Annotated in this window: 23 protein-coding genes; 15 read left to right on the top strand and 8 right to left on the bottom strand. The window is 65.4% G+C overall.

Annotated features, from left to right (window positions below):
- Positions 1-18 precede the first annotated feature (18 nt).
- Positions 19-1,542: an aldehyde dehydrogenase gene (locus tag NA5_RS09560; protein WP_084483991.1), complete on the bottom strand. Its 1,524-nt coding sequence runs from the start codon at positions 1,540-1,542 to the stop codon at positions 19-21.
- 289 nt (positions 1,543-1,831) lie between these two features.
- On the opposite strand from NA5_RS09560, the gene NA5_RS09555 reads away from it, so the two are divergent.
- The 9 genes from NA5_RS09555 (at position 1,832) to NA5_RS09515 (ending at position 10,863) form a co-directional block, all read left to right on the top strand.
- Positions 1,832-3,037, top strand: coding sequence for a cytochrome P450 (locus tag NA5_RS09555; RefSeq protein ID WP_062984155.1), 1,206 nt, complete (start codon positions 1,832-1,834; stop codon positions 3,035-3,037).
- On the top strand, positions 3,037-3,843 hold the full coding sequence (locus tag NA5_RS09550; RefSeq protein ID WP_062984153.1) for an SDR family oxidoreductase: 807 nt from the start codon (positions 3,037-3,039) through the stop codon (positions 3,841-3,843). The genes NA5_RS09555 and NA5_RS09550 overlap by 1 nt, the downstream gene beginning before the upstream one ends.
- Positions 3,840-4,055: a ferredoxin gene (locus NA5_RS09545; protein ID WP_062984152.1), complete on the top strand. Its 216-nt coding sequence runs from the start codon at positions 3,840-3,842 to the stop codon at positions 4,053-4,055. The genes NA5_RS09550 and NA5_RS09545 overlap by 4 nt, the downstream gene beginning before the upstream one ends.
- Positions 4,055-4,606: a Cif family virulence factor gene (locus NA5_RS09540; protein WP_062984146.1), complete on the top strand. Its 552-nt coding sequence runs from the start codon at positions 4,055-4,057 to the stop codon at positions 4,604-4,606. The genes NA5_RS09545 and NA5_RS09540 overlap by 1 nt, the downstream gene beginning before the upstream one ends.
- Complete coding sequence (locus NA5_RS09535) at positions 4,603-5,844, top strand: hypothetical protein (RefSeq protein WP_245672169.1); 1,242 nt, start codon at positions 4,603-4,605, stop codon at positions 5,842-5,844. The genes NA5_RS09540 and NA5_RS09535 overlap by 4 nt, the downstream gene beginning before the upstream one ends.
- A 12-nt stretch (positions 5,845-5,856) precedes the next feature.
- On the top strand, positions 5,857-7,434 hold the full coding sequence (locus NA5_RS09530; protein ID WP_062984141.1) for an acyl-CoA synthetase: 1,578 nt from the start codon (positions 5,857-5,859) through the stop codon (positions 7,432-7,434).
- Between the two features lie 99 nt (positions 7,435-7,533).
- Positions 7,534-9,129: a succinic semialdehyde dehydrogenase gene (locus NA5_RS09525; protein WP_062984139.1), complete on the top strand. Its 1,596-nt coding sequence runs from the start codon at positions 7,534-7,536 to the stop codon at positions 9,127-9,129.
- A 25-nt stretch (positions 9,130-9,154) separates the two neighbouring features.
- A complete protein-coding gene (locus NA5_RS09520) occupies positions 9,155-10,381 on the top strand; it encodes a cytochrome P450 (protein WP_062984137.1) in 1,227 nt (408 codons plus the stop codon).
- Positions 10,378-10,863 (top strand): glutathione peroxidase, encoded by a 486-nt coding sequence (locus NA5_RS09515; protein ID WP_062984135.1) that lies wholly within the window; start codon positions 10,378-10,380, stop codon positions 10,861-10,863. Before NA5_RS09520 ends, NA5_RS09515 begins: the two co-directional genes overlap by 4 nt.
- A gap of 45 nt (positions 10,864-10,908) precedes the next feature.
- Here the strand turns inward: NA5_RS09515 and NA5_RS09510 are convergent, their stop codons facing one another.
- The 5 genes from NA5_RS09510 to NA5_RS09490 form a co-directional block, all read right to left on the bottom strand.
- Complete coding sequence (locus tag NA5_RS09510; protein WP_062984133.1) at positions 10,909-11,490, bottom strand: TerD family protein; 582 nt, start codon at positions 11,488-11,490, stop codon at positions 10,909-10,911.
- 79 nt (positions 11,491-11,569) lie between these two features.
- Entirely contained in the window at positions 11,570-12,925 is a 1,356-nt protein-coding gene (gene cyp51, locus NA5_RS09505; protein ID WP_062984131.1) for a lanosterol 14-alpha demethylase, read from the bottom strand.
- Between the two features lie 472 nt (positions 12,926-13,397).
- Positions 13,398-14,243, bottom strand: coding sequence for an isocitrate lyase/PEP mutase family protein (locus NA5_RS09500; protein WP_218020068.1), 846 nt, complete (start codon positions 14,241-14,243; stop codon positions 13,398-13,400).
- A gap of 163 nt (positions 14,244-14,406) precedes the next feature.
- Entirely contained in the window at positions 14,407-16,230 is a 1,824-nt protein-coding gene (locus NA5_RS09495; RefSeq protein WP_062984126.1) for a serine/threonine-protein kinase, read from the bottom strand.
- A 172-nt stretch (positions 16,231-16,402) separates the two neighbouring features.
- Positions 16,403-17,566 carry a serine/threonine-protein kinase gene (locus NA5_RS09490; RefSeq protein WP_062984124.1) on the bottom strand — a complete coding sequence of 388 codons (1,164 nt, stop codon included), beginning with the start codon at positions 17,564-17,566 and terminating at the stop codon, positions 16,403-16,405.
- A 130-nt stretch (positions 17,567-17,696) separates the two neighbouring features.
- Between NA5_RS09490 and NA5_RS09485 the strand changes: the two genes are divergently transcribed.
- The 5 genes from NA5_RS09485 (at position 17,697) to NA5_RS40230 (ending at position 22,785) form a co-directional block, all read left to right on the top strand.
- On the top strand, positions 17,697-18,467 hold the full coding sequence (locus tag NA5_RS09485; RefSeq protein WP_062984122.1) for a deoxyribonuclease IV: 771 nt from the start codon (positions 17,697-17,699) through the stop codon (positions 18,465-18,467).
- 466 nt (positions 18,468-18,933) lie between these two features.
- Complete coding sequence (locus NA5_RS09480; RefSeq protein ID WP_062984302.1) at positions 18,934-19,863, top strand: TauD/TfdA dioxygenase family protein; 930 nt, start codon at positions 18,934-18,936, stop codon at positions 19,861-19,863.
- Between the two features lie 135 nt (positions 19,864-19,998).
- Complete coding sequence (locus NA5_RS09475) at positions 19,999-21,207, top strand: CaiB/BaiF CoA transferase family protein (RefSeq protein WP_062984301.1); 1,209 nt, start codon at positions 19,999-20,001, stop codon at positions 21,205-21,207.
- A gap of 377 nt (positions 21,208-21,584) precedes the next feature.
- Entirely contained in the window at positions 21,585-22,517 is a 933-nt protein-coding gene (locus NA5_RS09470) for a hydroxymethylglutaryl-CoA lyase (protein ID WP_157110311.1), read from the top strand.
- An 85-nt stretch (positions 22,518-22,602) separates the two neighbouring features.
- Positions 22,603-22,785: a hypothetical protein gene (locus tag NA5_RS40230; RefSeq protein ID WP_157110305.1), complete on the top strand. Its 183-nt coding sequence runs from the start codon at positions 22,603-22,605 to the stop codon at positions 22,783-22,785.
- Here the strand turns inward: NA5_RS40230 and NA5_RS09465 are convergent.
- Positions 22,752-23,603, bottom strand: coding sequence for a GNAT family N-acetyltransferase (locus NA5_RS09465; RefSeq protein WP_062984117.1), 852 nt, complete (start codon positions 23,601-23,603; stop codon positions 22,752-22,754). The genes NA5_RS40230 and NA5_RS09465 overlap by 34 nt on opposite strands.
- Positions 23,604-23,669: 66 nt before the next feature.
- The gene (locus NA5_RS09460) at positions 23,670-24,011 is read right to left on the bottom strand and encodes a hypothetical protein (protein WP_063813270.1); all 342 of its coding nucleotides are present in this window, start codon (positions 24,009-24,011) and stop codon (positions 23,670-23,672) included.
- Positions 24,012-24,235: 224 nt separating this feature from the next.
- Between NA5_RS09460 and NA5_RS09455 the strand changes: the two genes are divergently transcribed.
- Positions 24,236-24,712: a superantigen-like protein SSL4 gene (locus NA5_RS09455; protein ID WP_062984116.1), complete on the top strand. Its 477-nt coding sequence runs from the start codon at positions 24,236-24,238 to the stop codon at positions 24,710-24,712.
- Positions 24,713-24,714: the final 2 nt, after the last annotated feature.

The following is a 24,714-nucleotide window of genomic DNA, read 5'->3' as shown; positions in this document are numbered from 1 at the left end:
ATCAGCTCCTGTTGTGGTCTAAACGGCGGTCGCGACGAGCTTGGTTTCCAGGTATTCCTCGAATCCCGCGAGACCCATTTCCCGGCCGATGCCGGATTGTTTGTAGCCGCCGAACGGTGCGTCGGCCGAGTACCAGATGCCGCCGTTGACGCCGATCGTGCCGGTGCGAACGCCATTGGTGACATGCCGAATCCGGTCCGGGTCGGTGCCCCATACCGAGCCGGAGAGTCCGTACGGTGAATCGTTGGCGATCCGGATCGCATCGTCGTCACCGTCGTGCGGGATCACCACGAGTACCGGTCCGAAGATTTCCTCACGGGCGACCGTCGCGGTATTCGGCACGTCTGCGATCAATGTCGGTTCGATGAAATACCCGCGCTCGCGGCCCGCCGGTCTGCCGCCGCCGACCACGATCCGGCCGCCCTCGGCGCGCGCGATCTCCAGGTACCGCTCCACCCTGGCCCGCTGCCGCTCGGAGATCAGCGGTCCGCAGACGGTGCGCGCATCGGCCGGATCACCGGGCACAATGCCCGACAGGGTGGCCGCGGCGGCCTGGATCGCCTCGTCGTATGCCGCGCGCGGCACCAGCAGTCGGGTCGTGAGGGCACACCCCTGTCCGGCGTGCACGGCAACCGAAAACGCCGCCACCGAACAGGCTCCCGCGATATTCGCGTCGTCGAGCACGATGAATGCCGATTTGCCGCCGAGTTCGAGGAAGGTCTTCTTCAAAGTCGTTGCCGCACCGGCCATTACCGATCTTCCGGTCTGCGTCGAGCCGGTGAAGCTGATCATGTCGACGCGCGGATCGGTGGTGAGTTGCGCGCCGAGACCGTGGTCGGTGGAGGTCACGATATTGACGACGCCGGGCGGAATATCGGTCTGCTCGGCAATGATCGTGCCGACCGCCGCCGCACACCACGGGGTATCCGGCGCGGGCTTGAGCACCACGGTATTTCCGGCCGCGAGCGCGGGACCGAGTTTGGCGAAATTGATCTGGTGCGGAAAGTTCCACGGTGTAATGGCGCCTACCACGCCGACCGCCTCGCGGCGCAGCACCCGGTGGCTCTTGATGCCCATGGGCGTAGCGGTGCCGAGATCGGTTTCCCAGCTGTAGGTTTCGGCCAGCGATGCGGAGTAGGAAAGATCGGCGACCGGACCTTCCAATTGCGGCCCTCTGGTCAGCATGGTCGGCGCGCCCGCCTCGGCGACGGTGATCTCGCGCAGCTCATCGACATTGGCCTGCAATGCGCTGCGCAACTGTGCGAGGCAGCGGGCGCGGAAGGCGTGATCGCGCGACCAGTCGGTGTCGTCGAAGGCGGTGCGCGCGGCCGCGATGGCCGCGTCCATATCCGCGCCGTTCGCATTCGCGGCCTGACCGATGACCGCTTCGGTCGCCGGGTTCACGGTCGTGAAGACGCCGTCCCCGCCGGTGACCAGTTTTCCGCCGATCAGCAGGCGCGAACCGTCGGCGGGCAGCAGACCGCGCCCGACCGTCGCCCGACCGTCACCCCTCGTCGAATCGCTGCGCGATGCCGCATCCATAAAAGCTCCGATACTGTCTGGACAGGTGTACGGAATATAGTCTCGGTCTGCTTCCAGGCGCAAGAACTCGTTTCAGAACTGCGCCCGCCAATCAGTCCGACGAGACCAACAAGGGCTACCGGCCATCAATCGCCCCCATGCCACCCACACCCAGATTGTTCAGGGAAACCTCTGTCGAATCCGCTAGGCCGGTGGTACCGTCCAGACACATGTCCAGCTATGTGTCTCCCATCGATGACGCGACACCGGTCACCGATGAGAACTGGTTCTCGAATTCCGGGTTATCGCGATGACGGCCGCCTCACTGGAGCCCCTGACCTTCGACCCCTACGACTACGCGTTCCACGAGGACCCGTACCCCACCTACGAGCGACTGCGCACGGAGGCGCCGCTCTACCACAATGCCGACCTGGATTTCTGGGCGCTGTCGCGGCACGCGGATGTCACCGCGGCCTTCCGCGACAGTGTCCGGCTGTCCAGCGCCAATGGCGTCTCGCTGGATCCGGCGGCCTGGGGTCCGCACGCGAGCCGGGTGATGTCGTTCCTGGCCATGGACGATCCACGGCATATGCGCATGCGCCGACTCGTCTACAAGGGCTTCACCCCCAAGCGGGTGGCCGAGATGGAAGACCGGATCAGGGCACTGACGGTGTCCTACCTCGAACCGGCTCTCGCGACCGGCGAGTTCGACTGGATCGATGAGGTCGCGGGCAAACTCCCGATGGATGTCATCTCCGAACTGATGGGCGTCCCCGAGGCCGATCGCGCGGAGATCCGCAGGCTGGCCGATCTGGTGGTGCACCGCGAGGACGGCGTCCTCGACGTCCCGATGGCCGCCGCGCAGGCATCGATCACGCTGCTCACCTATTACACGGATATGGTCGCCGCGCGAAGGCGCTCTCCGACAACGGATCTCACCTCGGCGCTGTTGGATGCCGAAATCGACGGCGACACGCTGTCCGACGAGGAGATCATCGGTTTCATGTTCCTGATGGTGGTGGCAGGTAACGAGACCACCACCAAGCTCCTCGGCAATGCGCTGTACTGGAGCGCGCGCAATCCGAGCGAATACGCCAAGGTCGTCGCGGAACCCGAGCTGGTCACCGACTGGGTCGAGGAGACGCTGCGCTACGACACCTCGAGCCAGATGGTCGCCCGCTGTGCCGCGGTGGATATCGACCAGCACGGCCGCACCATCCCGAAAGGTTCGAAGGTGCTGCTGCTGATCGGTTCGGCCAATCGGGATCCCGAGGTCTTCGCCGACGGCGACAGCTACCGCATCGGACGCGCCGATAAGGCCGGACTCGCCAGTTTCGGTGCGGGCGTGCACTTCTGCCTCGGCGCGCACCTGGCCCGGCTCGAGGCGGGCGTCGCGCTGCGCGAATTCACTTCGCGCGTCCGGTCTTATGACATCGTCGACGCCGGAATCAAGCGCGTGCACTCGAGCAATGTCCGCGGGTTCGCCAACCTGCCCATCATCGTGGAGGCGAAATAATGCCACGGTTCGAACCGAATCCGGTGCGCCGACCGGCGATTGTGGCCGGAGCGTCCTCCGGTATCGGCGCGGCGACGGCCGAGGCGCTCGCCGAACTCGGACACCCGGTCGCGCTCGGGGCGCGCCGGGTGGATCAGTGCGAGGCGCTGGCGGCCAAGATCCGCGCCAATGGCGGCGAGGCCTTCGCCCACCAACTCGATGTCACCGACCCGGCATCCATCGACGATTTCGTCGCCGCGGCCGAAGAGACCCTCGGACCGACCGAAATCCTGGTCTCCGGTGCGGGCGATATCGAGTTCTCGCTGGTGCACGAGATGGAGCCGGAGCGGTTCCTGCAGCAGGTGCAGGTGCATCTGGTCGGCGCGCACCGGTTGGTGCACCGGGTGCTGCCGGGCATGATCCGCAGGCAGCGTGGCGATTTCGTCCTGATCAGCTCCGACTGTGCCGAGGAACCGCGCCCGCGCACCGGCGCCTATAGCGCGGCCAAGGCCGGGCTGGAGGCGATGGTCCAGCAGATGCGAATGGAGCTGGAGGGCAGCGGAGTTCGCGCCTCGCTGGTGCGTCCGGGTCCGACGCTGACCGGCATGGGCATGAATTCCACTCCCGAGGTGGTCGGGCCGATGCTCGAGGACTGGAAGGCCTGGGGTTTCGCCCGCCACCCGTACATGCTGCGCGCCAGCGATCTCGCGGCTGCGGTCATTGCCGTGGTCTCCGCACCGCGCGGGGCACATCTCGTGCTGGTCGAGGTCCAGCCCGAGGCCCCGCTGCGTCCGTTACCGAATGCCGAGGAAGGGAGCCGACCGTGAGGGTCGTCGCCGATCTGGATCTATGTCAGGGGCACGCCGTCTGCCAGGACGAAGCGCCCTCGGCCTTCACCGTGCCCAAGCGCGGCAAGGTCGAAATCCTCGACCCGACACCGGGTCCCGAAGCCCGCGCCGATATCGAACGCGCGGTGCGCTACTGCCCCACCCAAGCGCTGTCGATCCGCGCGGACGACCCCGCGAAAGGAACACGGTAATGCCAGATTTCGACCGCGCCGAACTCGACGAGATGGTTCGGCGCTGGGTGCTGGAGAATCAGCGCTGCGAGGAAAAGGGCGATTGGAAGCCACTCGCCGAGATGTATACCGAGGACGCCACCTACGGCTGGAATTACGGCCCGACCCAGGAATTCATGGCGGTCGGACGGGCCGAGATCAGGGAACTCGCGCTGGGTCAGGAGATGGAGGGGCTGGAGGGCTGGTCCTATCCGTACCAGCAGTTCGTCATCGATGAGCGCAGCGGCGATGTCATCGGCTTCTGGAAGCAGATCAGCGATAACAAGCGACCCGACGGCCGCAACTACAGTCCCGAGGGCATCGGCGGCAGCTGGTTCCGCTACGGCGGCAATTACCAATGGTCCTGGCAGCGTGACTTTTTCGACTTCGGCAATGTCTCGCAGTTGTTCGTGGAGATGATCCAGAACAATGCGCTCACCGCGGGTATGCAGAAGCGCATCCAGCGGTCGGTCTCCGGAAAGACGCTGCCGGGCTGGTATCGGATCGGCGAAGCACCGGTTCCACTGTGGTGAGCTCGAGCTTCGACCGGTTGTCGCGGGCCCAGCTCGCGACGCTGGTGCCCGAACTGCTGCTGTGCGGTCATCTGATCGACCGGTCCGGAATGGCACACTCCATCGGGGCATTCGGACGCGAGGGCATGGCGGCGGTCGCCATCGAGGAGTGGCAGCTGGCCAGTCCGGTCTATACCCGCCGCATGCGTCGCGCGCTCGATTTCGAGGGCGATGACGTGCCGACGATCTTCAAGGGGCTGCAGCTGGATATCGGTGCGCCGCCGCAGTTCATGGACTTCCGGTTCCGCGTCGACGATCGCGATCACGGCGAGTTCTGGCTGGATCACTGTGGCGCGCTTGCGGATGTGGAACCGCTCGGCGAGGAGTTCGTGGTGTCGATGTGCCACGACATCGAGGATCCGACCTTCGACGCCACCGCCCTGGCCACCAATCCGCATGCCCAGGTCCGGCCGATCCATCGGCCGCCGCGCCATCCGGCGGACCGAAAGCCGGTGTGCGCGTGGACCGTCATTATCGATCCGGCCCATATCCCACCGCCTACGCCGCCGAATGCCGAGGTAGTGGCCAACTCCCGAGCCGCGCTGCTGGAGTTGTCCGCGATCGATAGGAACGATCCAGGCCACAGCGATTACGCGGGCCCTCTGCTCAGTGACCTGCGCTTCGCCGACTTCTCCAAATCGGCCCTCGTGCGCATCGCCGACGAGGTGTGCCTGCAACACCATCTGCTCACCATCGGCTTCATGACGGCCGTGCGCGCCAGGTCCGCCGACACCGCAACCGATATCGGCCGCAAACAATTCACCGGCATTGCTGGAATCACCTCCGAGCGGATTCGCAACGCACTCGGGCTCGGTGACGATCCGGCCGCGCTGGCCCAGGTCCTGCTGCTGCATCCGGCATGGAATCCACTGCCGTACACCAGCATCGACGTATCTATCACCGACGGTGCGGTACGACTGCGGCTGCCGTGGCGCAGCGACGCCGATACCGACCGCGCTTGGCCTTCGATGATCGATCCTGACCATCTCGCGCCGCTGGAAGCCATGGCGCGCGGCGTGAACCCACGGTTCGAGGTGCGCTCCACCAGCTCCGACGAGCACGGCTGGACCGCTGAAATAGCCCTCGCCGCAACGCCGTTCAAGGAGGCGACCGAGGTGGCCATCACCCGGATCAGCACCGGCGCCGCCTTCACCTTCACCGACCGCGGCACTCCGCTGCCGCTCACAGTCATTCACTGAGAGTGAATTGCCATGTCCCACAACTTCGCCGACCTGTTCGAGCATGCCGTCGACGCGATGCCGCAGCGCACCGCGCTGATCGAGGGCGACCGCGAACTCACCTACGCCGAACTCGACGCCCGCGCGAATCGGCTCGCCGATTATCTCGGCTCTACCGGTGTCGGCCCCGGAACGCACATTGGTTTCCAGATGCACAACGGCATCGAGACCATGACCACGCTCATCGCCTGTTTCAAGGCGCGAGCGGTGCCGATCAATATCAACTACCGCTACGGCGTCGAAGAGCTGCGCTACCTCTATGACAATGCCGACCTCGAAGTGCTTGTCTGCCATGAGAAATACGCAGCCACGGCGCGGGAAGCACTCGCCGACGCGCCGTCGATCCAACTGCTCATCGTCAACGGCGACACAAGCACCTACGCGCGGGCCATGCAATCGGGCTCCCCCACCCGCCGCACCATCGACCGCAGCCCAGATGACCTGTTCATGATGTATACCGGCGGCACCACCGGCCGCCCGAAGGGGGTCATGTGGCGGCAAGAGGATATGTGGCGGGTACTCGGTGGCGGCATCGACTTCTACACGAACGAACCGGTTTCCGACGAGTATCAACAGTCCCGTGTCGGCGCACAGGGGGAACCGAGCACCTGGTACGTCCTCCCGCCGCTGATCCACGCCGCCGCGATGATGCCGTCCTTCACCGCCCTGTGGTCCGGCAATGCCGTGATCTTCCAACCCAAATTCGACGCCGACCGAGTATGGCAGGTGGTGCAACAGCGTCGCCCGCAAATCATGGTGATCACCGGTGATGCCATGGCGCGTCCGCTGATCGATGCCTACCGCGCCGCCCCGGTGGACGCATCCTCGCTCGTCGCCATCGGCTCCGGCGCCGCGCTGCTGTCACAACCGGTGAAAAACGCACTGCTGGAACTGTTTCCGTCGACCGTGGTCTCCGATTCCATCGGCTCCTCCGAAACCGGTTTCGGCGGTATCGGTTTCGCGCAAAAGGACGACAATCCGGGCCGCGGTCCGCGGGTGCAGAGCGGGCGCGGCGCGATCGTGGTCGATGATGCGGGACGGCCGGTCGAACCCGGTTCCGAGGGCTGGCTCGCCAAGACCGGCTCGGTGCCGATCGGCTACTACAAGGATCCCGAGAAGACTGAGCGGCTTTTCAAAACAGTCGACGGCAACCGGATCGTGGTGACCGACGACCGCGCCAGGGTCGAGCCGGACGGCTCGGTGACCCTGATCGGCCGCGGCAATATGGTCGTCAATACCGGCGGCGAGAAGGTCTTCGTCGAAGAGGTCGAGAGCGTGGTCAAGGCGCATGACGCCGTCTATGACGCGGTGGTGATCGGGGTACCGCACGAACGCTGGGGGCAGCAGGTAGCTGCGGTCGTATCGGTGGCGGGTGCCGAGATGGATTTCGCCGCGCTGGAGCGTCATGTGCGCAAGCACCTGGCGGGGTACAAAGTGCCGAGGCAGATCTGGCTCGCCGACGTCGTCACGCGCGCCCCGAGCGGCAAGCCCGACTACCGCTGGGCGCGGGAATTCGCGGCGGGTCGCGCACCGGATCATCAGGCCGATTGAATATGCATTCGACCAGGTCATCCCTACCAAGGCCCTAGCAGCCGCGATGAGAACGTGTTCTAATTCGGGGGCAGGTACCGTCCGCACGGAGAAGGTCTGATGAATACAACCGAAGCCAAGAAGAATTCCGCACCGACGCTGCCCGCCCGGATCACCGAAGCGTTGATCGGCAGGCTGACCGAAATGGTCGCGGCCTCGGGTGCCGCGGACCCGTATTCGATGGTCGAGGTCTACACCGGCGCCGTGGTCGGCGAGTTACCGCAGTCGACCCCCGAGGATGTCGCCGCCGCCTACGCGACCGCACGCACGGCCCAGAAGGAGTGGGCCGCCTGGCCGTTGCAGCGCCGTCTCGAGGTCTTCCAACGCGCACACGACCTGATCCTCGCCGAATACGAAACCATCGCCGACCTGATCCAGATCGGCTGCGGTAAGACCCGCCGCATGGCCTTCGAGGAATCCTGCGATGTCCCGATGGTCATCAGCCACTACCTGAAGACCGCACGCCGGGTATTGAAGCCGAAGCGGCGCGGCGGCCCGGTGCCGCTGATCACCACCTCGACCGAGGAGCACCGCCCCAAAGGTGTCGTCGCGGTGATCGCGCCGTGGAATTTCCCCTTCGCCATCGCGCTCTCGGATTCGATGCCCGCGCTGATGGCGGGCAATGGTGTCGTGCTCAAGCCCGATAACAAGACGGCGCTCTGTGCGCTGTTCGGGGTGGAGCTGCTGTATCGGGCGGGTCTGCCGAAGGGGCTGTTCCAGGTCGTCTGCGGTGAGGGCCCCGATGTCGGCCCGACCTTGATCGACAATGCCGACTTCGTCATGTTCACCGGCTCGACCGCGACCGGACGGGTGGTCGGCGAAGGCGCGGGCCGCAATCTGATCGGCTGCAGCCTCGAACTCGGCGGCAAGAACCCGATGATCGTGCTGGACGACGCGAATCTCGACGAGGTCATTCCCGGTGCGTCATTCGCGGTCTTCGCGAATTCCGGCCAGGCCTGTATGCACATCGAGCGGATCTATGTCCAGGACAGGTTGTATGACGAGTTCGTACGCCGATTGGTCACTGCCGCAGAGGAATTGAACGCCGAGATCGGCGCGGCCTACGACTTCACACCGGAATTCGGTTCGCTGGTCTCGGTGCAGCATATGGAACGGGTCGCGGCGCATGTCGAAGACGCACGCGCGAAGGGTGCGACGGTGCTGACCGGAGGCAAGGCGCGACCGGATATCGGCCCGGCCTTCTATGAACCCACCGTGCTCACCGATGTCACCCCCGAGATGACCCACGCGACCGCGGAAACCTTCGGTCCGGTGGTGAGCGTCTACCGGTTCACCGACGAGCAGGAAGCCATCCGGCTCGCCAACGACACCAGCTACGGTTTGAATGCCAGCGTCTGGAGCCGAGATCTGGCCCGCGCCAATCGAATCGGCGCCCAGCTCGAGGCCGGGAATATCAATATCAACGACGGCTTCGTGACCACCTACGCCGCCAAGGGCACCCCGTCCGGCGGCGTCAAACAATCCGGCGTCGGCACCAGGCACGGCGATCAGGGCCTGCTCAAATACACCGACACCGTGAATATCGGCGTGCAGAAGCGTCAGGTGATGGCCGCCCGCGCGGGAATGCCCTACGAGAAGCAGCTGAAGACGACGCTGACCACTCTACGACTCATGCGCCGACTCAGGCTGCGCTGAAACACTTTCACCCCAGGAGGTAACTATGGCAGCGCCCGCGTTCCCGGCAGGCTTCGATTTCACCGATCCAGGGCTGTGGGAAAACCGCATGCCGGTCGAGGAATTCGCGACCCTGCGCCGTACCGCACCGGTCTGGTGGTGCGCGCAGCCGGATGCGACCTCGGGCGGCTTTCGCGACGGCGGGTACTGGGTGGTCAGCAAACATGAAGACGTAAAGGAGATTTCGCGCAGCCCGGAAATCTATTCCTCCGCCGAGAAGGGCGCGATCATACGGCTGCCCGACGATGTCACGCCGGAGCAGATCGAACTCACCGGTGCGCTGCTGGTCAATATGGATGCGCCCAAGCATGCCAAGACCCGACGGATCGTCTCCAAGGGATTCACCCCGCGCGCAGTGGAGGGTCTGCGCGCCGCGCTCACCGAACGCGCGGCGCGAATCGTGCACGAGGCCAAGCGAACCGGCGGCGGCGATTTCGTCCAACAGGTCGCCTGCGAACTGCCGCTGCAGGCCATTGCGGAACTGCTCGGCGTGCCGAATGACGATCGCCACAAGCTGTTCGAATGGTCCAACCAGACGCTGAACTACGACGATCCGGAATACGGCGACGCCACTACCGCCTTCACCGAAATCCTCGGTTATGCCTGGAATATGGCCGAAGAGCGGCGCGCATCTCCGGTCGACGACATCGTCAGCCAATTGGTGCACGCCGATGTCGACGGCGAGGCACTCGGTTCGGATGAATTCGGCTTCTTCGTCATCCTGCTCGCCATCGCGGGCAATGAGACCACCCGCAATGCCATCACCCACGGCATGAAGGCCTTCGTGGACCATCCGGAGCAGTGGGAGCTGTACCGCGAGCAGCGACCGCGCACCGGGCCCGATGAGATCGTGCGCTGGGCGACCCCGGTGAATGCCTTCCAGCGCACCGCGACCCAGGACACCGAACTCGGTGGGCAGCAGATCAAGCAGGGTCAGCGACTGGGAATCTTCTACAGCTCGGCCAACTTCGACGAGGACGCCTTCGAAAATCCGTTCACCTTCGACGTATTGCGCGATCCGAATCCACATGTCGCATTCGGTGGCACCGGTGCGCATTATTGTGTCGGGGCGAATCTGGCACGACTGGAGATCGACCTGATGTTCAATGCGATCGCCGATGTGATGCCCAAGATCAGCCAGGTCGCCGATCCGGTACGGTTGCGATCGGGGTGGATCAACGGAATCAAGAACTGGCAGGTGCGATACGAATGAATATCCGCAACATTCCCCTACGTACGCTCTCCGGCGACCCGGCAACTCTGGGCGAATTGGTCGGAGATAAGGCGGTACTGCTGGTCAATGTGGCCTCCAAGTGTGGGCTGACCCCGCAGTACACCGGACTCGTCGAACTCCAGAAAACCTATGGCGACCGCGGTTTCAGCGTGGTCGGGGTGCCGTGCAACCAGTTCATGGGCCAGGAGCCGGGTACCGCCGAGGAAATCGCGGAATTCTGCTCGACCACCTATGGCGTCGACTTTCCGCTGCTGGAGAAGACCGATGTCAACGGTGACGACCGGCATCCGCTCTATCAGGCACTGATCGAGACCGCGGATGCCGAGGGCACGGCCGGTGATATCCAGTGGAACTTCGAGAAATTCCTGATCGATCGCGAAGGTGCGGTGGTCGGCCGGTTCCGTCCGCGCACCACCCCCGATGACGCCGCGGTCGTAACGGCCGTCGAATCGGTTCTTTAGCAATCGAAGCCGGAGCTCGTCCGAGCTCCGGCTTTCGCTGCCTGCCTACGCCATCGCGAAGCGCAGCAGGGCCTGCTTATCGCCCTGCTTGATCTTGCCCTTGCGGTTGAGCACCTCGAGCTGCCAGCTCGCACCGTTGCGGAACGCCTTGGCCACCGCATTGGCGTTATCCGTGCCGAGCAGCGACGGCCAGATATCGGCCACCTGCTGGGCGCTGCCGCCGGTCGCGTCGTAGACCTTGAAACTGATGTTGTTGGCCTTCTCGAAGGACGAGCCCTTCTTGAATGCCGCGGCCACGAAAATGATCGCGTCGATGGCCTCGGGCACATTCGCGAAGGTGACGTGCACCGATTCGTCGTCACCGGAGGCGGCGCCGGTCTGTTCGTCGCCGGTGTGCTGGACCGAACCGTTGCCGAGCGGGTCGAGGGAGTCGAGTCCGGCGAACCGCACCGGCTCGGAACCTTGCATGAGGATGGCGATCAGATCCAGATCAACACCGCGCTTGCGGCGCAATAATCCGACCGCGCCGCCGCTGGTGCCCCCCGACGGGTCCCAGCTCACCCCGACCGTCAGCTTGGTGATGCCGTTGAGATCAGCGGCGCCATCTTCCTTTTTGAGCGTGATCATGTCTTCACACTACAAGCGAATCCGGAAGTCCATGTGGCACACAATCTTCCCGCTCACGCTCTCGTAACCAGGCGTTTGCCTATGCCTTTCGCCGCCTGCGGTAGCGGACGGCACACGGCTGTTGCAGTTGCACCACCATCTTGCTGTGATCGTTGCGGTAGCTGTCGGATGGTTGCGCCATCTCGAATTCCCAGTCCCGCAGCAGTATCGAGAAAATCGCCTTGAGCTGCATGAGCGCGAAGGCCGCGCCGACACAGCGATGTCGGCCCGCGCCGAAGGGAATCCAGGTCCAGCGATTGACGATATCCGCCTGATTCGGATCGATATAGCGGTTCGGGTCGAACAGATCCGGATCCGGGAAGTCCTCCGGGATCCGGTTGGAAATGGCCGGAGTCGCCGCGACGAGATCGCCCGGTTCGATCCGATGTCCGCATACCTCGAATTCACCCTGAGCGACCCGCATCAGAATGATCAGCGGCGGATGCAGCCGCAATGTCTCCTTGACCACCGCCTCCAGATTCGGAATTCGGCGCAGCGCACCGAAACTGATATCGGAACCGTCGGCGTACAGCTCGTCGAGTTCATCGACCACCCGGCGCAATTGCGCCGGATTCCTGAGCAATTCGATGACCGTCCAGGCCGCGGTGCCGGACGTGGTGTGGTGGCCCGCGAACATCATCGAGATGAACATTCCGGTGATTTCGCTCGCGCTGAATCGGGGCTGGCCCTGCTCGTCCTTGATCGAGATCAGGATGTCGAGCATGTCCCGCTCTTCCTTGTGCACCGGCGGATTCGCGGCACGGCCGTCCATGATGCCCTGCACCAATTCGACCAGTTCGGCGCGGGCGGCATCGCGGCGGCGGAAGCTTTCGATCGGCGCGTACGGGTCCACGTAGGCCAGCGCGTCGGTACCGCGCTCCAGATCGTGATAGAGGTGGGCGAAGCGTTCGTCGAGTTCATCGCGGAATCGTTTGCCGATCAGGCAGGCCGATGAGGTGTAGATGGTCAGCTCGGCGAAAAAGTCGAGCAGATCGATCTGGCCCTCATCACCCCAGTTCGCCAGCATGCGTTCGACCTCGCGCCCGATGGTCGCCGCATGCCCGCGCATTTGCTCCGCGCGCAGCGCCTGATTGTGCAGCATCTCCTTGCGCCGCTCCGGACTGGCGTCGAACACCACGCCCTCGCCGAATATCGGCTTCATGAACGGATAGGCGGCGGCCTGATCGAGATCCTCGTCGCCGGACCGGAAGAAGAACTCATTGGCCTGCGCGCCGGACAGCAGAATCACATGCCGCCCCGCGAGATCGAATGCCCCGACATCCCCGCATTCCGCCCGCACTCGCCGCATCAAAGCCACTGGATCGGCGCGGAATTCCTCGAGATGCCCGTGCTCGTGATCGCCTCCGGACACCCGCAACGGCTTGACCAGGGTCATGAAAATCCTCCTGGGATATCTGTCCACACACGTGATGGACACGTGTCTGGACAGTACTACGAGCGGTGTGGCGCAGGCAAGGTTCAGCGTCGGACTTGGGAGCTGTGCGCGCCGGGGAATGCGCTGCCGCAACAAAACGCATGGGCCGGGGTTTCCGAACCCGGGCAGTCAGACCGCTGTCGCGCATTCCAGCTGTGAACGCGTCCCACTCGTCGGGGTGAAGATCAGCAATGGGCCGGTGCGGTTCTCGGATACGCGCACACCGTTCGAGGAAGCCCACCTCGACGCATTCCTCCCACCCCGATGTGCGTCAGCTGGTGAACTAGCGCGCCGCCTTTGCCTGGGGCGCTGATCAGCGACGGGCCGGTGCGGGGCTTGGAGACGCGGACCGACCAAGCCCCGTTCGAGGAAGCCCACATCGACGCGTTCCTCGACGTGCGTCACCAACGAAACACTGTCACTGAAGCGCTGATCAGCGGCGGAAGAGGTTGTTGAGGTCGGTCTGGGTGAGTTGGTCGGCGGCGTAGGTGAAGGTGCCGAGGTCGGCCAATTCATGTGCGGTGCCGAGCAATTGGCGGTACATGGCGCGGAAGATGCTGCCGCCGACCGTAACTCGACGCACGCCGAGCTCGCGCAGGTCGTCGAGGGACAGTGCGTTGCCGGTCAAACCCATGACGACGTTGAGCGGGCCGTCGAGTTCGCGCACCAGTGTGCCGATGGTGGTCGCGTCGCTGGCACCCGGAACGAACGCGCAGTCGGCACCTGCCGAGAGGTAGGCGTTGGCCCGGCGGACGCATTCATCGAGTGAGCTGTCGACCAGGAGTCCGTCGGTGCGGCCGACCAGGACGAACGGCTCGCCGCTGGCGTCGACGGCGGCGCGGGCAGCGCGAATGCGGTCCGAGCACAACTCCAGGTCGAACAGCGGTCGGGTGCTATCGCCGGTGAAGTCCTCGATATTGCCGCCCGCCGCACCGGCATCGAGCGCCAACGAGATCGTGGTCGCCACCGTCTCGGGTTTCTCGCCGTACCCCTCTTCGAGATCGGCGCTGACCGGCACCCCGACCGCGTCGACGATCTCGCGAACCCGACCCAGCATGGTCTCCCGATCGACCCGCCCGTCCTCGTGCTCGGCGAAGAAGTCGTGATCCGGGCGTCCGAGCGAGAACGCGATACCAGCGCTGGTGGTGGCCACCGCGGGAAAGCCGACCGACTCCAGAATCCGGGCACTACCCGCATCCCACGCATTCGGCAGCAGGAAGCAACCTTCCCTGTGCAACTCGACAAACCGCTGCGCCCGTTCCCGCCGATCGCCGACCACGTCGTCTTCCTCCCTCTCCCGTGTTCCTTCGTCCACCGCGAAGGCCATCGAAGCGCCGCATAAGTATCGACGACCTCACACAACGTATAGCTTGTGCGCCGTACGCACGGCTTATGCGCTAGCTTCCGGCGGGGTCGAGTTGTTTTCGCGCCCGGTTCGGCTGTCAGTTCAGTGGGGCCGAGCGCCACCAGCGCAGGACTTTTTCCTGAGCGCCCGCCAAACCGTCTGCGTACATGAGGAATTGGGCCCGCTTGCTGTCGCCGGTGAAGGCGGTGACGATCTTGGGGCCGTCGTTGACGAACTTGTAGTTGGTGTAGGTCTTGCCGCCGTTGGTGTCGGTCGACTTGGTGGCATCGGAAGGCAGATTGCTCAGCGCCTTCTGCACGTCGGAGGCGTTCTTGTAGACGTAGATCGTGTAGAACGGGTCGTCGTTGTCACCGCCGCCGTAGCAGTCCCACTGCGCGGCCCAGGCGCCGAAGTCCGGCGTGCCCGGCGTCGGCAGGGTCAGGTCGCCGGTCTTGTGGGCATTGCATTTCGCGCCGTTGTAGCCGACCGAGTCGGATTCGCTGGCGGGCACCATGCGCGGGAACTCTTTGCTGATCGCTGCCGCGGTGGCATCCACCGCACCGCCGCCGCCACCATAGGACGAGCTCGACGAGGTCGTGGTGCTGCCGCCACTGGAGCTCGACGAACCGCCGCCGGATACCGCGCCGATGATCGCGACCACGATCACCAGCAGAATCACCAGACCGACGCACAGTGCGACGATCAGTCCGACATTCGATTTGCGCTGCGGCGGTGCGGGCGGGCGCGGTCCGCCCATCGGCGGCGGCGCGAAGCCGAGCGGCTGCTGGTTGTACGGATTGCTCGGATGCGGTTGCTGTTGGGTCGGCGCGGTCTGCATCGGCTGCGGATGTGGGGCGACCTGCGATGCGGGATTGACCGTCGTCGGCGCCAATGACTGCGCCGCGTGCGGTGCGCTCGTCTGTGGATATGGGCCGCTGGTCTGCGGGTACGGTCCGGCGGTCTGCGGGTACGGCCCGTTCGTCACCGGCATCGGCTGCCCGGTGACCGGACGTGGCGCACCCGTCACCGGAATCGCCGGGCCGGTGCCCGGACGCGGTCCACCGACCACCGGCATCGACGGAACGCTCGGATTGGTCAGTGCGTGCTTGGCGGCCTGCGCGAACTCCGAGCAGGAGGCGAACCGGTCGTCGGGACGCTTGGCCATGGCCTTGGCCATCACCGCGTCCAACTGGAAGGGCAAGCCGGGACGAACGCTGCTGAGCGCCGGGGGCGCGGCCTGCAGATGTCCCTGGATCACGGCCGCCGGATTGGTCGCCGCGAACGGACCGGACCCGGTGAACAGCCAGAACAGTGAGCAGGCCAGCGAGTACTGATCCGATCGGTGATCCAGCGAGGCACCGGTGAGCTGTTCGGGCGAGGCGTAGGCCAAGGTGGCGGTGAAGGTGCCGGTCTGGGTGAGGTGGCCGGTGTCGTCACGCAACCGCGCGATACCGAAGTCGGTCAGATATACCCGCTCACCGCGCCCGCCGCCGGAGCGGGCCAGCAGAATATTCGCGGGCTTCACATCGCGGTGCAGTACGCCCATGCCGTGCGCGTAGTCGAGCGCGTCGGCGGTCTCCTTGATTATTTGGACCGCCCGCTCCGGGGGCAGCGACTTGGGATCGACCGATGCGGCATCGATGCCATCGATGTACTGCATCGAGATCCACAGCTGCTCATCCTCGAGGCCGCGGTCATAGACGGTGACGATATTCGGGTGATCGAGCTGGGCGACCAGATCCGCCTCCCGCTCGAACCGCGCCCGCACCTCCTTATCGAAGAACATCTCCCGATTCAGCAGCTTCAGCGCCGTCATCCGCGGCAGCCGCGGATGTTTTGCCAGGTACACCGAACCCATGCCACCGCGACCCAATTGCCGATCGATGACATAACCGGCGAATACGTCACCGCTGGCCAGCATGTCTGCTCCACTTCCCGCCGCCACCGGGACCCACCGATGACAGGCGTACAGCATAAGAATGCGCGATCAGGACCTCCTGACCACGGAAAACATCGAAACCTTAGCAGGATTCGCTTAAGCCCTGGTTATCGTCGACTTATCGGCATCGCATGCGATATCCGATTATTTCCGGCTATGGCGGCGGACGCGGTGCCGGTCCGGGCGGCGTTCTGCCGGGCCGACGTGGGATATCGGGCAGGGCAATGGTGCCGGGTCGCGGTGCACGGCGCGGCGGCAGCGGCAGGCGCGGCTGGGACGTCCGCGGTGGCACGGGGGCGGATCGGTTGGGCGGCTCGGTCGGCCCGGAGGTTCTGGCGCTGCCGACGCGCTCGGAAGTGTTGGGGGGCAACGGGTTTCCAGACGGGACCGGATCGGCGCCGCGAGGCGGTTCGGTATCGGGACGTGATCCGGGCCCCATGCCCATCGGCGGCCGGTGCTGCCCGTTTCCCTGCTGCGGGCGCGGCGCGGACATCACCAGCGCTCGCCGAGCCGCCACGGCGAATTCGGTGCAGCTGACGAAACGATCCGCGGGCCGTTTGGCCATCGCTCGCGCCAGCACCGCATCCAAACCCGGTGGCACATCCGGCCGATACTGGCGCAGCGACGGAATCGCGCCGTACAGATGGCCGTTGATGATCGCCATCGGATTCGCACCGTGGAAGGGCGCGGCACCGGTCAGCATCCAGAACAGCGAGCAGGCCAGCGAGTACTGGTCGGCGAGGTAGTCCGGCGTACCGGTCAGTTGTTCCGGCGCGGCGTAGGCCAGCGTGGCGGTAATGGTTCCGGCCGAACTCAGCGTGGACTCGCCATCGCGCATGCCCGCGATGCCGAAGTCGGTGAGCAGCACCCGTTCCGGCTGTCCGATCGGGGCCTTGGCCAGCAGGATATTGGCCGGTTTCACGTCGCGGTGCAGTACGCCGTTGCCGTGTGCGAAATCCAGGGCGGCCGCCGTATCGGCGATGATCTGCACCGCGCGCCCCGGCGCGAGCACATTGACATCCGCGCAGGACGCGTCCGCGCCGGGCACGAATTGCATCGAGATCCACAGCTGTTGGTCCTCGGCGCCGCGGTCGTAGACGGTGACGATATTCGGATGGTCGAGCTGGGCGACCAGATCGGCCTCCCGCTCGAAGCGGCGCCGGATCTCGGCATCGAAATACAGTTCGCGCTTCAGCAATTTCAGCGCGGTCAGGCGCGGCAGCCGCGGATGCTGGGCCAGGTACACGGTGCCCATACCGCCCTGGCCGAGCACGCGTTTGATCGTGTATCCAGCGAAAACATCGCCAGTTCTCAGCACAGTGGATTCACCCCCCGTATCGGGTCGAGCACCTGGATCCTACCGATGTATCTGCACGCACGGCCCGGACGCAACATGTTCGTTGCGGTGGGCGAAGACGTTGTCGGTGGCAGTCGTTAGGCTCGCCCCCATGCGCATTGGAGCACACGTCCGGCTCGACAGCGATCCGATCGGCTTCGGTGAAAAACTCGGCGCCGATGTCATCCAACTGTTCGTCGTCGACCCGCAGAGTTGGGACAAACCGACCCCGCATCCGCGGACCGAGGAGATCCTCGCCAGTCCGATTGATGTGGTGGTGCATTCGTCCTATCAGATCAATGTGGCCAGCCTGAACAATCGCTTGCGCATGCCATCGCGCAACGCGGTTGCGCAGCAGGCGAAGGCGGCCGCCGATATCGGCGCGTTCGGTCTGGTGGTGCACGGCGGACATGTCCGCTCCGACGGCGAACTGGAAACCGGAATCGACAACTGGCGCAAGCTGTTCGAACGTCAGCAGGACAAGGGCGGCTTCGCGGTGCCGATCCTGATCGAGAACACCGCGGGCGGTAACCACGCCATGGCCAGGCATTTCGATTCGATCGCCCGGCTATGGGACGCGGTCGGCGATTTCGGCGCCGGCTTCTGCCTGGACACCTGCCACGCCTGGGCGGGCGGTGAGGATCTGGTCGGCGTCGTCGAACGGATCAAGGCCATCACCGGCCGCATCGACCTGGTGCACCTGAACTCCTCGCGCGACGAATTCAATTCCGGCGCGGACCGCCATGCCAACTTCGCCGACGGGACGATCGATCCACAGCTGCTCGCGGAGGTCTGCCGGACGGCGGATGCGCCGGTGGTTCTGGAGACCCCCGCTGAGGGCGTCGCCGAGGATCTGGCGTACCTGCGCGAGCACGTCGGCTGATCCGCCCCGCCTTCCGCCTGCGTCCAGGCGCCGAGGGCCGAGGCCAAGGCGGAGGCAGGGGGCCGAGGCAGAGGCAGGGGGCCGAGGCAGAGGCAGGGGCAGGGGGCCGAGGGCAGAGGCAGGGGCAGGGGTGTATCAGCAAACCCAACCGACAGCCCACCGAGAGTAGTCGAATGGTTGCCCAAACTCCGATCACCAGCCGCCACTCAACTACCCTCGGCGAACTCTCGACAACGCCACCACAGCCAGTCGACCGCGCTGACAGCCGCAGGCCTGGCCAGCTGGGCGCGGAAGCCCCATCGAGGGCAGTCGAATGGCGGCTCTGCGACATGCATTGAGCCGCCATATAACTCCGCTCGGTGGGGCGTGGGTTGGGATCAGAGCGACGAAAACCCTGGTTGGGCTGGGTGTTTCGGTGATGTGCTCGGGGAGCATCAACCGATTCGATCCAGCGAAGGTGACTCTCATGACGGTCGACTACGCCCAGACAACCGCCACCGTGACCAAAATCGGCGCTCGTATCGGCGCCCAGGTCGACAATGTCCGGCTCGGCGGCGATGTGGACGCGGCAACCGTCGCGGTGATCCGGCGCGCGCTGCTCGAGCACAAGGTCATCTTCTTCCGCGGTCAGGACCATTTGACCGAGGACGGGCAGTACGAGTTCGCCCAATTGCTCGGCACCCCGACCACCCCGCATCCGACGGTCACCTCGCACGGCGTCAAGAGCCTGGCGATCGACTCCGAGTACGGCCGAGCCAATAGCTGGCACACCGACGTCACCTTCGTCGACCGGATCCCGAAGGCCTCCATCCTGCGCGCGGTCACCCTGCCGACCTACGGCGGCTCGACCACCTGGGCCTCCACCGTCGCCGCCTACGACTCGCTGCCGGAGCCGCTCAAGCGCCTGGCCGAGAGCCTGCGCGCGGTGCACACCAATCTCTACGACTACGCCGCCACCGACGTGGACCGGAGCAACCCGAATACCGACGCCTACCGCGCCGAATTCCAGTCTGATTACTACGAGACCGAGCATCCGGTGGTGCGGGTGCACCCGGAGACCGGTGAGCGCGCACTGCTGGTCGGGCACTTCGTCAAGCGTTTTGTCGGGGTCTCCACCAGTGAGTCCCAAGCCCTGTTCCGCCTGTTCCAGGACCGGGTGACCCGGCTGGAGAACACCACCCGCTGGAACTGGCAGCCCGGTGACGTCGCCATTTGGGATAACCGCGCCACCCAGCACTACGCCGTCGACGACTACGACGACCAGCCGCGCAAGCTGACCCGGATCACCCTCGCCGGGGATATCCCGGTCGGTGTCGACGGCGTCACGAGCACCTCGCATCACGGCAATGCCGAGCACTACTCGATCATCGAGGAAGCTTCCCCGCTGGAAGTGTGACGGTGATCGCACGGCTGCCGCAGTATCGCCGATTGTGCTGCGGCAGTTGAGGGGCCGTGCGGTCGCGATACCAGCACTCGCCGATGTACCAGGTCGGGCCGCTGCCGGGCGGCGCGATAGTACAGACTGATGCCCATGAGTATCAGCCCGCTGGACGGGGTTCGCGTCCTGGAACTCGGCAATTACATCGCCGCGCCGACCGCTGGGCGCATCCTCGGCGATTTCGGGGCCGAGGTCATCAAAGTGGAGCGGCCGAAGGCCGGGGACGAGCTACGCAACTGGCGGCTCTACGGCGGCGATACCTCGATGCTGTACCGCACCATCAACCGGAACAAGAAGTCGATCACGCTGGATCTGCGCACCGAGGCGGGCCGCGGCGTCGTCCTTGATCTGCTGCGGCACTGCGATGTGCTGTTGGAGAATTTCCGCCCCGGGATGCTCGAGAAGTGGGGCCTGGGGCCTGAGGTGCTGAACGAAGTCAATCCGGATCTGGTGATCACCCGGATCTCCGCCTACGGGCAGACCGGGCCGCTGGCCGCGCGGCCCGGTTTCGCCGCGGTCGCCGAGGCGGTCGGCGGGCTGCGCGAGCTGGTCGGGGATCCGGATCGGCCGCCGGTGCGGGTCGGGGTGTCCATCGGTGATTCGATCGCCGGGATCTACGCGGCGTTCGGAACCGTGATGGCGCTGTTCCAGCGGGAACGCACCAACGCATCGATTCCGCTGGGGGAACGCGTCATCGATGTGGCGTTGAACGAGGCGATCCTGTCGGTGATGGAATCGCTTGTGCCCGACTATCTTGCGTACGGCATCAACCGCGAGCGGGTCGGCGGGCGGATGGAGGGCATCGCGCCGAGCAATGCCTACCCGACCAGCGACGGTACGAGCATCATTATCGGCGGCAACGGCGATGCCATCTTCCAGCGCTATATGGAAGTGATCGGCCGCCCTGATCTGGCCGCCGATCCGGAACTGCAGGACAATGCCGGACGCTGGCGCAATCGCGAACGGCTCGACGCGTCGATTGCCGAATGGACCGTGCGGCACACCCGCGACGAGGCGCTGAAACTGTTGGAAGCGGCCGCGATTCCGTGCGGCCCGATCTACACGGCCGCCGATATCGTCGTCGACGAGCAGTACAAGGCGCGCAATATGATTCAGCCGTTCCCGGTTGATGTCGGTGCGCCGCAACCGAAGACGGTCGGCTTTCCCGGCATCGTGCCGGTGATCGGTGAAAAGTCGCTGCCGATCCGCAATGTCGGACCGGACCTTGGTGAGCACACGCGAGAGGTGCTGTCGGAATTGCTCGGAATGAGCGATGCCGATATCGCCGGATTGGAGGCGTGATGCGCGCCGGTATCAATGGAGTGGAGGCGGTATGACGCGACGGGTATACGGCAGGCGTCGACCGCCGGGGCGCAGTGCGCGCGAAGTGAGTGCGCCCGGACACGCGCGTCCGACGGTGCACCCCACCCCCGCTTCGAATGAAAAGCCCTGCGGTGGTGTGATGTGTGTCCCCATGCACGTGCGCCAGGCCCACCCGGTTCGGGACGCGCGGGAGGAAGAGGGATGAGCCCGGCATCGCGTGGCGACTCGACCCAGGGCACCGAAATGATGTGCGTGCGACCGCACGTGAGCCAGGCACAACCGGCCCGAGACGCGCGGAACGAGGAGTGATGAGCGCGGCATCGCATAGCGACTCGACCATGGGCGGCGGTCGGGCGATGAGTCGGGAGTCCATCTTGCGTGATGTCACGCTGCGCGACGGGCTGCAGCTGACCGGCAAGGTATTACCGGTCGAGCGCAAGGTGGATATCGTGCGCCAGTTGCTCGCCGTCGGCGTGCCCACATTGGAGATCGGCTCGATGGCGCGGCCCGATCTGGTGCCGCCGATGGCCAACACCATGGAGCTCATTGCCGCGTTGAGTCCAGAAGAGCTGCAACGCTGTTGGGTCTGGGTGGCCACACCGCGTCATGTGGACAAGGCCGCCGCCGCGGGCGTGCGCAACTTCCAGTACTGCTTCTCCGCATCGGACGCGCACAATAAGGCCAATATCGGCCGCAGCACCGAGGACAGTGTCGCCGCCATGCCGGATGCCGTTCGGCTGGCGCGAGAGGCGGGCGGCGAAATCCAGCTCTGCCTCGCTACCAGTTTCACCTGTCCGTTCGACGGTCCCGTGTCTCCCGAGCGAGTTCTGGCCATCGCCAACGACCCGCGCACCGAGGGCGCTTCCGACATCGTCATCGCCGACACCCTCGGCCAAGCCCACCCCACCCAGGTTTCCGAGCTGATCTCGGCGGTGCGCGAGCGAACCCCACACCGCCGCATCGTCTTCCACGGTCACGACACCTGGGGCATGGGCGTGGCCAACACCCTCGCCGCCCTACAGGCCGGAGCCACCATGGTCGACGGCTCGCTCGGCGGCCTCGGCGGCTGCCCCTTCGCCCCCGGCGCCAGCGGCAACACCTCAACCGAAGACATCCTGTTCGCCACCCGCCCGACCTGGTTCACGCCACCGGTCCTGGCCACCCTGGTAACCCTCACCGAATCCCTACTCGCCGACCTGAACGAACCCAACCGCTCCCGCACCGCCGAAGGCACCCGCTCCAAGGCCTCCGCCTTCGAATGGGTCGCCCCGACCCCTGGCACCGCATAAGCACTGCGAACCTCGCACAAGCAATAGCCTTTGCGAGGTTGCCACTCCTTATGCGAGACCGGATACGCATGGCGGATGCCACGCCGTGAGGAGCCCGTTCGTCCAGCGCGTCACGTTGACTGCTGGCCACCCGCGCCCGCGGCCACCCCTGGCCGAGACCAGCCGCATCGCCGAGGAGCGCGCGGTCGTCGAGGACTTCTTGCAGGCCGTCCGAAGCGCAGGTGGGCCGCCCGGCTACGAATTGGTTGTGGCCGGGGTGAATTGGTAGTGGGTGAAGTCGCGGACTGGTTGGAAGCCGATGGTGCGGTAGATGTGGTTCGCGGTGGGGTTGGCGGTGTCGGCGAAGAGGCAGACGTTCAGGTTTCTCCAGCGCAGGGTGCGGGATACGTGGGCGGTGAGGATGCTGGCGTAGCCGTGGCCGCGCTGGTCGGGTGGGGTGTAGACCGGGCCGATTCGGGACCAGCCGAAGACCGGGACCTGGTGTGCGGCAAGGGAGACGGGCTCACCATCGCATTCCCACAGCCACCAGCGGCCGGTCGCGATGCGGTTGCGGATGGCGATGGCGGTCAGGCCCGGCGGCGGCATACCGGATTCGCGGCGCATGGCTTCGGCCCAGTCGACGCACAGCCCGACGTCGGAATCGGTTGCGCGACGGGCTGATCCGGTGACATTCGGAAAGTTCAGGTCCGCGAGCCGGTAGAGGCGGGTCGAGTACGCCTCCCGATAGCCGACACCGTGCCGTTTGCCCCAGTGCTCGGCGAATTCGGTGGCGTCATCGGTCGTGCCCTCGACTCCGCCCGCGTCCGCGGCGACATCGGCCAGCGCATCCGCAACGGGCACAACACTTCCCGCGGGCAGCTCACCGAGATACACCCCGCGTCCGGCCGCGCGCATGGCGACACCGACCACCGTCGCATCGTCATCATGCACCGACAGGAACCGCGACCGGTCGGCATCGACCTGCATGCCGGTCAGGTGGTTGGCGATTCCGGTGGTGATCACCGTGTGCCGCAACGGATCACGCAGCAGAAACGGCTCGGTCAGTGACCGGAACCGCGCGGCGTCGGCGGTGATCTCGATCCTCATACCGAATCACGCTAGAGCCCGAAAGCCCTGTGCGCTCGCGATTTCCCGCGCCACCGCGGGCGCGGTTCAGCTGGTTCGATCGGCGCGTAGCTTCAACAGCACCAGACCGGCAGTGCACGCCAGAATCAGTCCGGCGACAGTGATTTCGACGTGCAGTCCGGCGATACCGAGCACGGCTCCGACAATGCCGCCGATGAAAATCAGCCAGGCCGCTATCCGCGACAGAATCGTGGACAGGGTGCGCACCGGCGGGTTCGACACGACTTGCTGCGAAGTTCCCTTGGCCGCCGAATCGTCGGCCGTGGCGGAGGCTCGCAACGGAGTTGTCGAGTAAGCTCCCATCATCAACTCCTCGATGACGCCGATCAGAGTGTTGCCGTCGCCCGATTTGCACCGCGCGTCTCTCATCTAGGTACTGGCGTCTCACGCGTAACTTTGATCACACACGCTACGGCCCAGAACGTGGTTCGACCACGACACGTGCCCGCGACACGCCGAAGAGACCAATTCGATATCTGAATCATCACTGTTTAATCCACGCTGGTACCGCGCATGCCCGGCGAGTTCGCTCATCTGGCCGGGTCGACCGGCCTCGATTATTGTGAGCCCACGAACCACGAGGAGTGTCACCGATGGAGAGCAGCAGGGCCAAGATCGCCGGTCCGGTGATCGCCGCGGGCGCGGTCTCACTCGGACTCGTTCTCATCGGCGCCTGCGGACTCGGCAAGCACGACACCTACGTCGCACCCCCGCCGATCAAATCCGCCAATGACGCTGTCCCGGCGGTGCGCTACGGCACCACCACCTCGGCGGCGGCGAAGGTGTTCATCCCGCCATCGCCGAGCTGGCAGGTCGCACCCGCGGGACCGCCGCGCAAAGCGGTCGGATTCACCGTTCCGCCAACCTCGGATCCCACCCCCCGCGGGTCGCGGACCTCTACACCGTCCGCCACTCCGACGGCCGTGCCGCCGCCCGGCTTCACCACCGAGTTCGAGCTGCCCCCCACTCAGCCGCGTCCGACCACCGTCGACCAGCCCACCGAAGAGCAGCCGCCCACGACGCGTCGCGTGCCGACGGCCACCTCGCCGGGCGTGAGCGAGGACGAATAGCA

The organism is Nocardia anaemiae NBRC 100462, assembly GCF_001612725.1.
Taxonomy (GTDB): Bacteria; Actinomycetota; Actinomycetes; order Mycobacteriales; family Mycobacteriaceae; genus Nocardia; species Nocardia anaemiae.
This window is presented reverse-complemented; position numbering and strand designations above follow the sequence as displayed.

Excerpts from the sequence above, each read along its gene's own strand:
- NA5_RS09560 (WP_084483991.1), bottom strand. The coding sequence starts at position 1,542 with ATGGATGCGGCATCGCGCAGCGATTCGACGAGGGGTGACGGTCGGGCG.
- NA5_RS09555 (WP_062984155.1), top strand. The coding sequence starts at position 1,832 with ATGACGGCCGCCTCACTGGAGCCCCTGACCTTCGACCCCTACGACTAC.
- NA5_RS09550 (WP_062984153.1), top strand. The coding sequence starts at position 3,037 with ATGCCACGGTTCGAACCGAATCCGGTGCGCCGACCGGCGATTGTGGCC.
- NA5_RS09540 (WP_062984146.1), top strand. The coding sequence starts at position 4,055 with ATGCCAGATTTCGACCGCGCCGAACTCGACGAGATGGTTCGGCGCTGG.
- NA5_RS09530 (WP_062984141.1), top strand. The coding sequence starts at position 5,857 with ATGTCCCACAACTTCGCCGACCTGTTCGAGCATGCCGTCGACGCGATG.
- NA5_RS09525 (WP_062984139.1), top strand. The coding sequence starts at position 7,534 with ATGAATACAACCGAAGCCAAGAAGAATTCCGCACCGACGCTGCCCGCC.
- NA5_RS09520 (WP_062984137.1), top strand. The coding sequence starts at position 9,155 with ATGGCAGCGCCCGCGTTCCCGGCAGGCTTCGATTTCACCGATCCAGGG.
- NA5_RS09515 (WP_062984135.1), top strand. The coding sequence starts at position 10,378 with ATGAATATCCGCAACATTCCCCTACGTACGCTCTCCGGCGACCCGGCA.
- NA5_RS09510 (WP_062984133.1), bottom strand. The coding sequence starts at position 11,490 with ATGATCACGCTCAAAAAGGAAGATGGCGCCGCTGATCTCAACGGCATC.
- cyp51 (WP_062984131.1), bottom strand. The coding sequence starts at position 12,925 with ATGACCCTGGTCAAGCCGTTGCGGGTGTCCGGAGGCGATCACGAGCAC.
- NA5_RS09495 (WP_062984126.1), bottom strand. The coding sequence starts at position 16,230 with ATGCTGGCCAGCGGTGACGTATTCGCCGGTTATGTCATCGATCGGCAA.
- NA5_RS09485 (WP_062984122.1), top strand. The coding sequence starts at position 17,697 with ATGCGCATTGGAGCACACGTCCGGCTCGACAGCGATCCGATCGGCTTC.
- NA5_RS09480 (WP_062984302.1), top strand. The coding sequence starts at position 18,934 with ATGACGGTCGACTACGCCCAGACAACCGCCACCGTGACCAAAATCGGC.
- NA5_RS09475 (WP_062984301.1), top strand. The coding sequence starts at position 19,999 with ATGAGTATCAGCCCGCTGGACGGGGTTCGCGTCCTGGAACTCGGCAAT.
- NA5_RS09470 (WP_157110311.1), top strand. The coding sequence starts at position 21,585 with ATGAGTCGGGAGTCCATCTTGCGTGATGTCACGCTGCGCGACGGGCTG.
- NA5_RS09465 (WP_062984117.1), bottom strand. The coding sequence starts at position 23,603 with ATGAGGATCGAGATCACCGCCGACGCCGCGCGGTTCCGGTCACTGACC.
- NA5_RS09460 (WP_063813270.1), bottom strand. The coding sequence starts at position 24,011 with ATGAGAGACGCGCGGTGCAAATCGGGCGACGGCAACACTCTGATCGGC.
- NA5_RS09455 (WP_062984116.1), top strand. The coding sequence starts at position 24,236 with ATGGAGAGCAGCAGGGCCAAGATCGCCGGTCCGGTGATCGCCGCGGGC.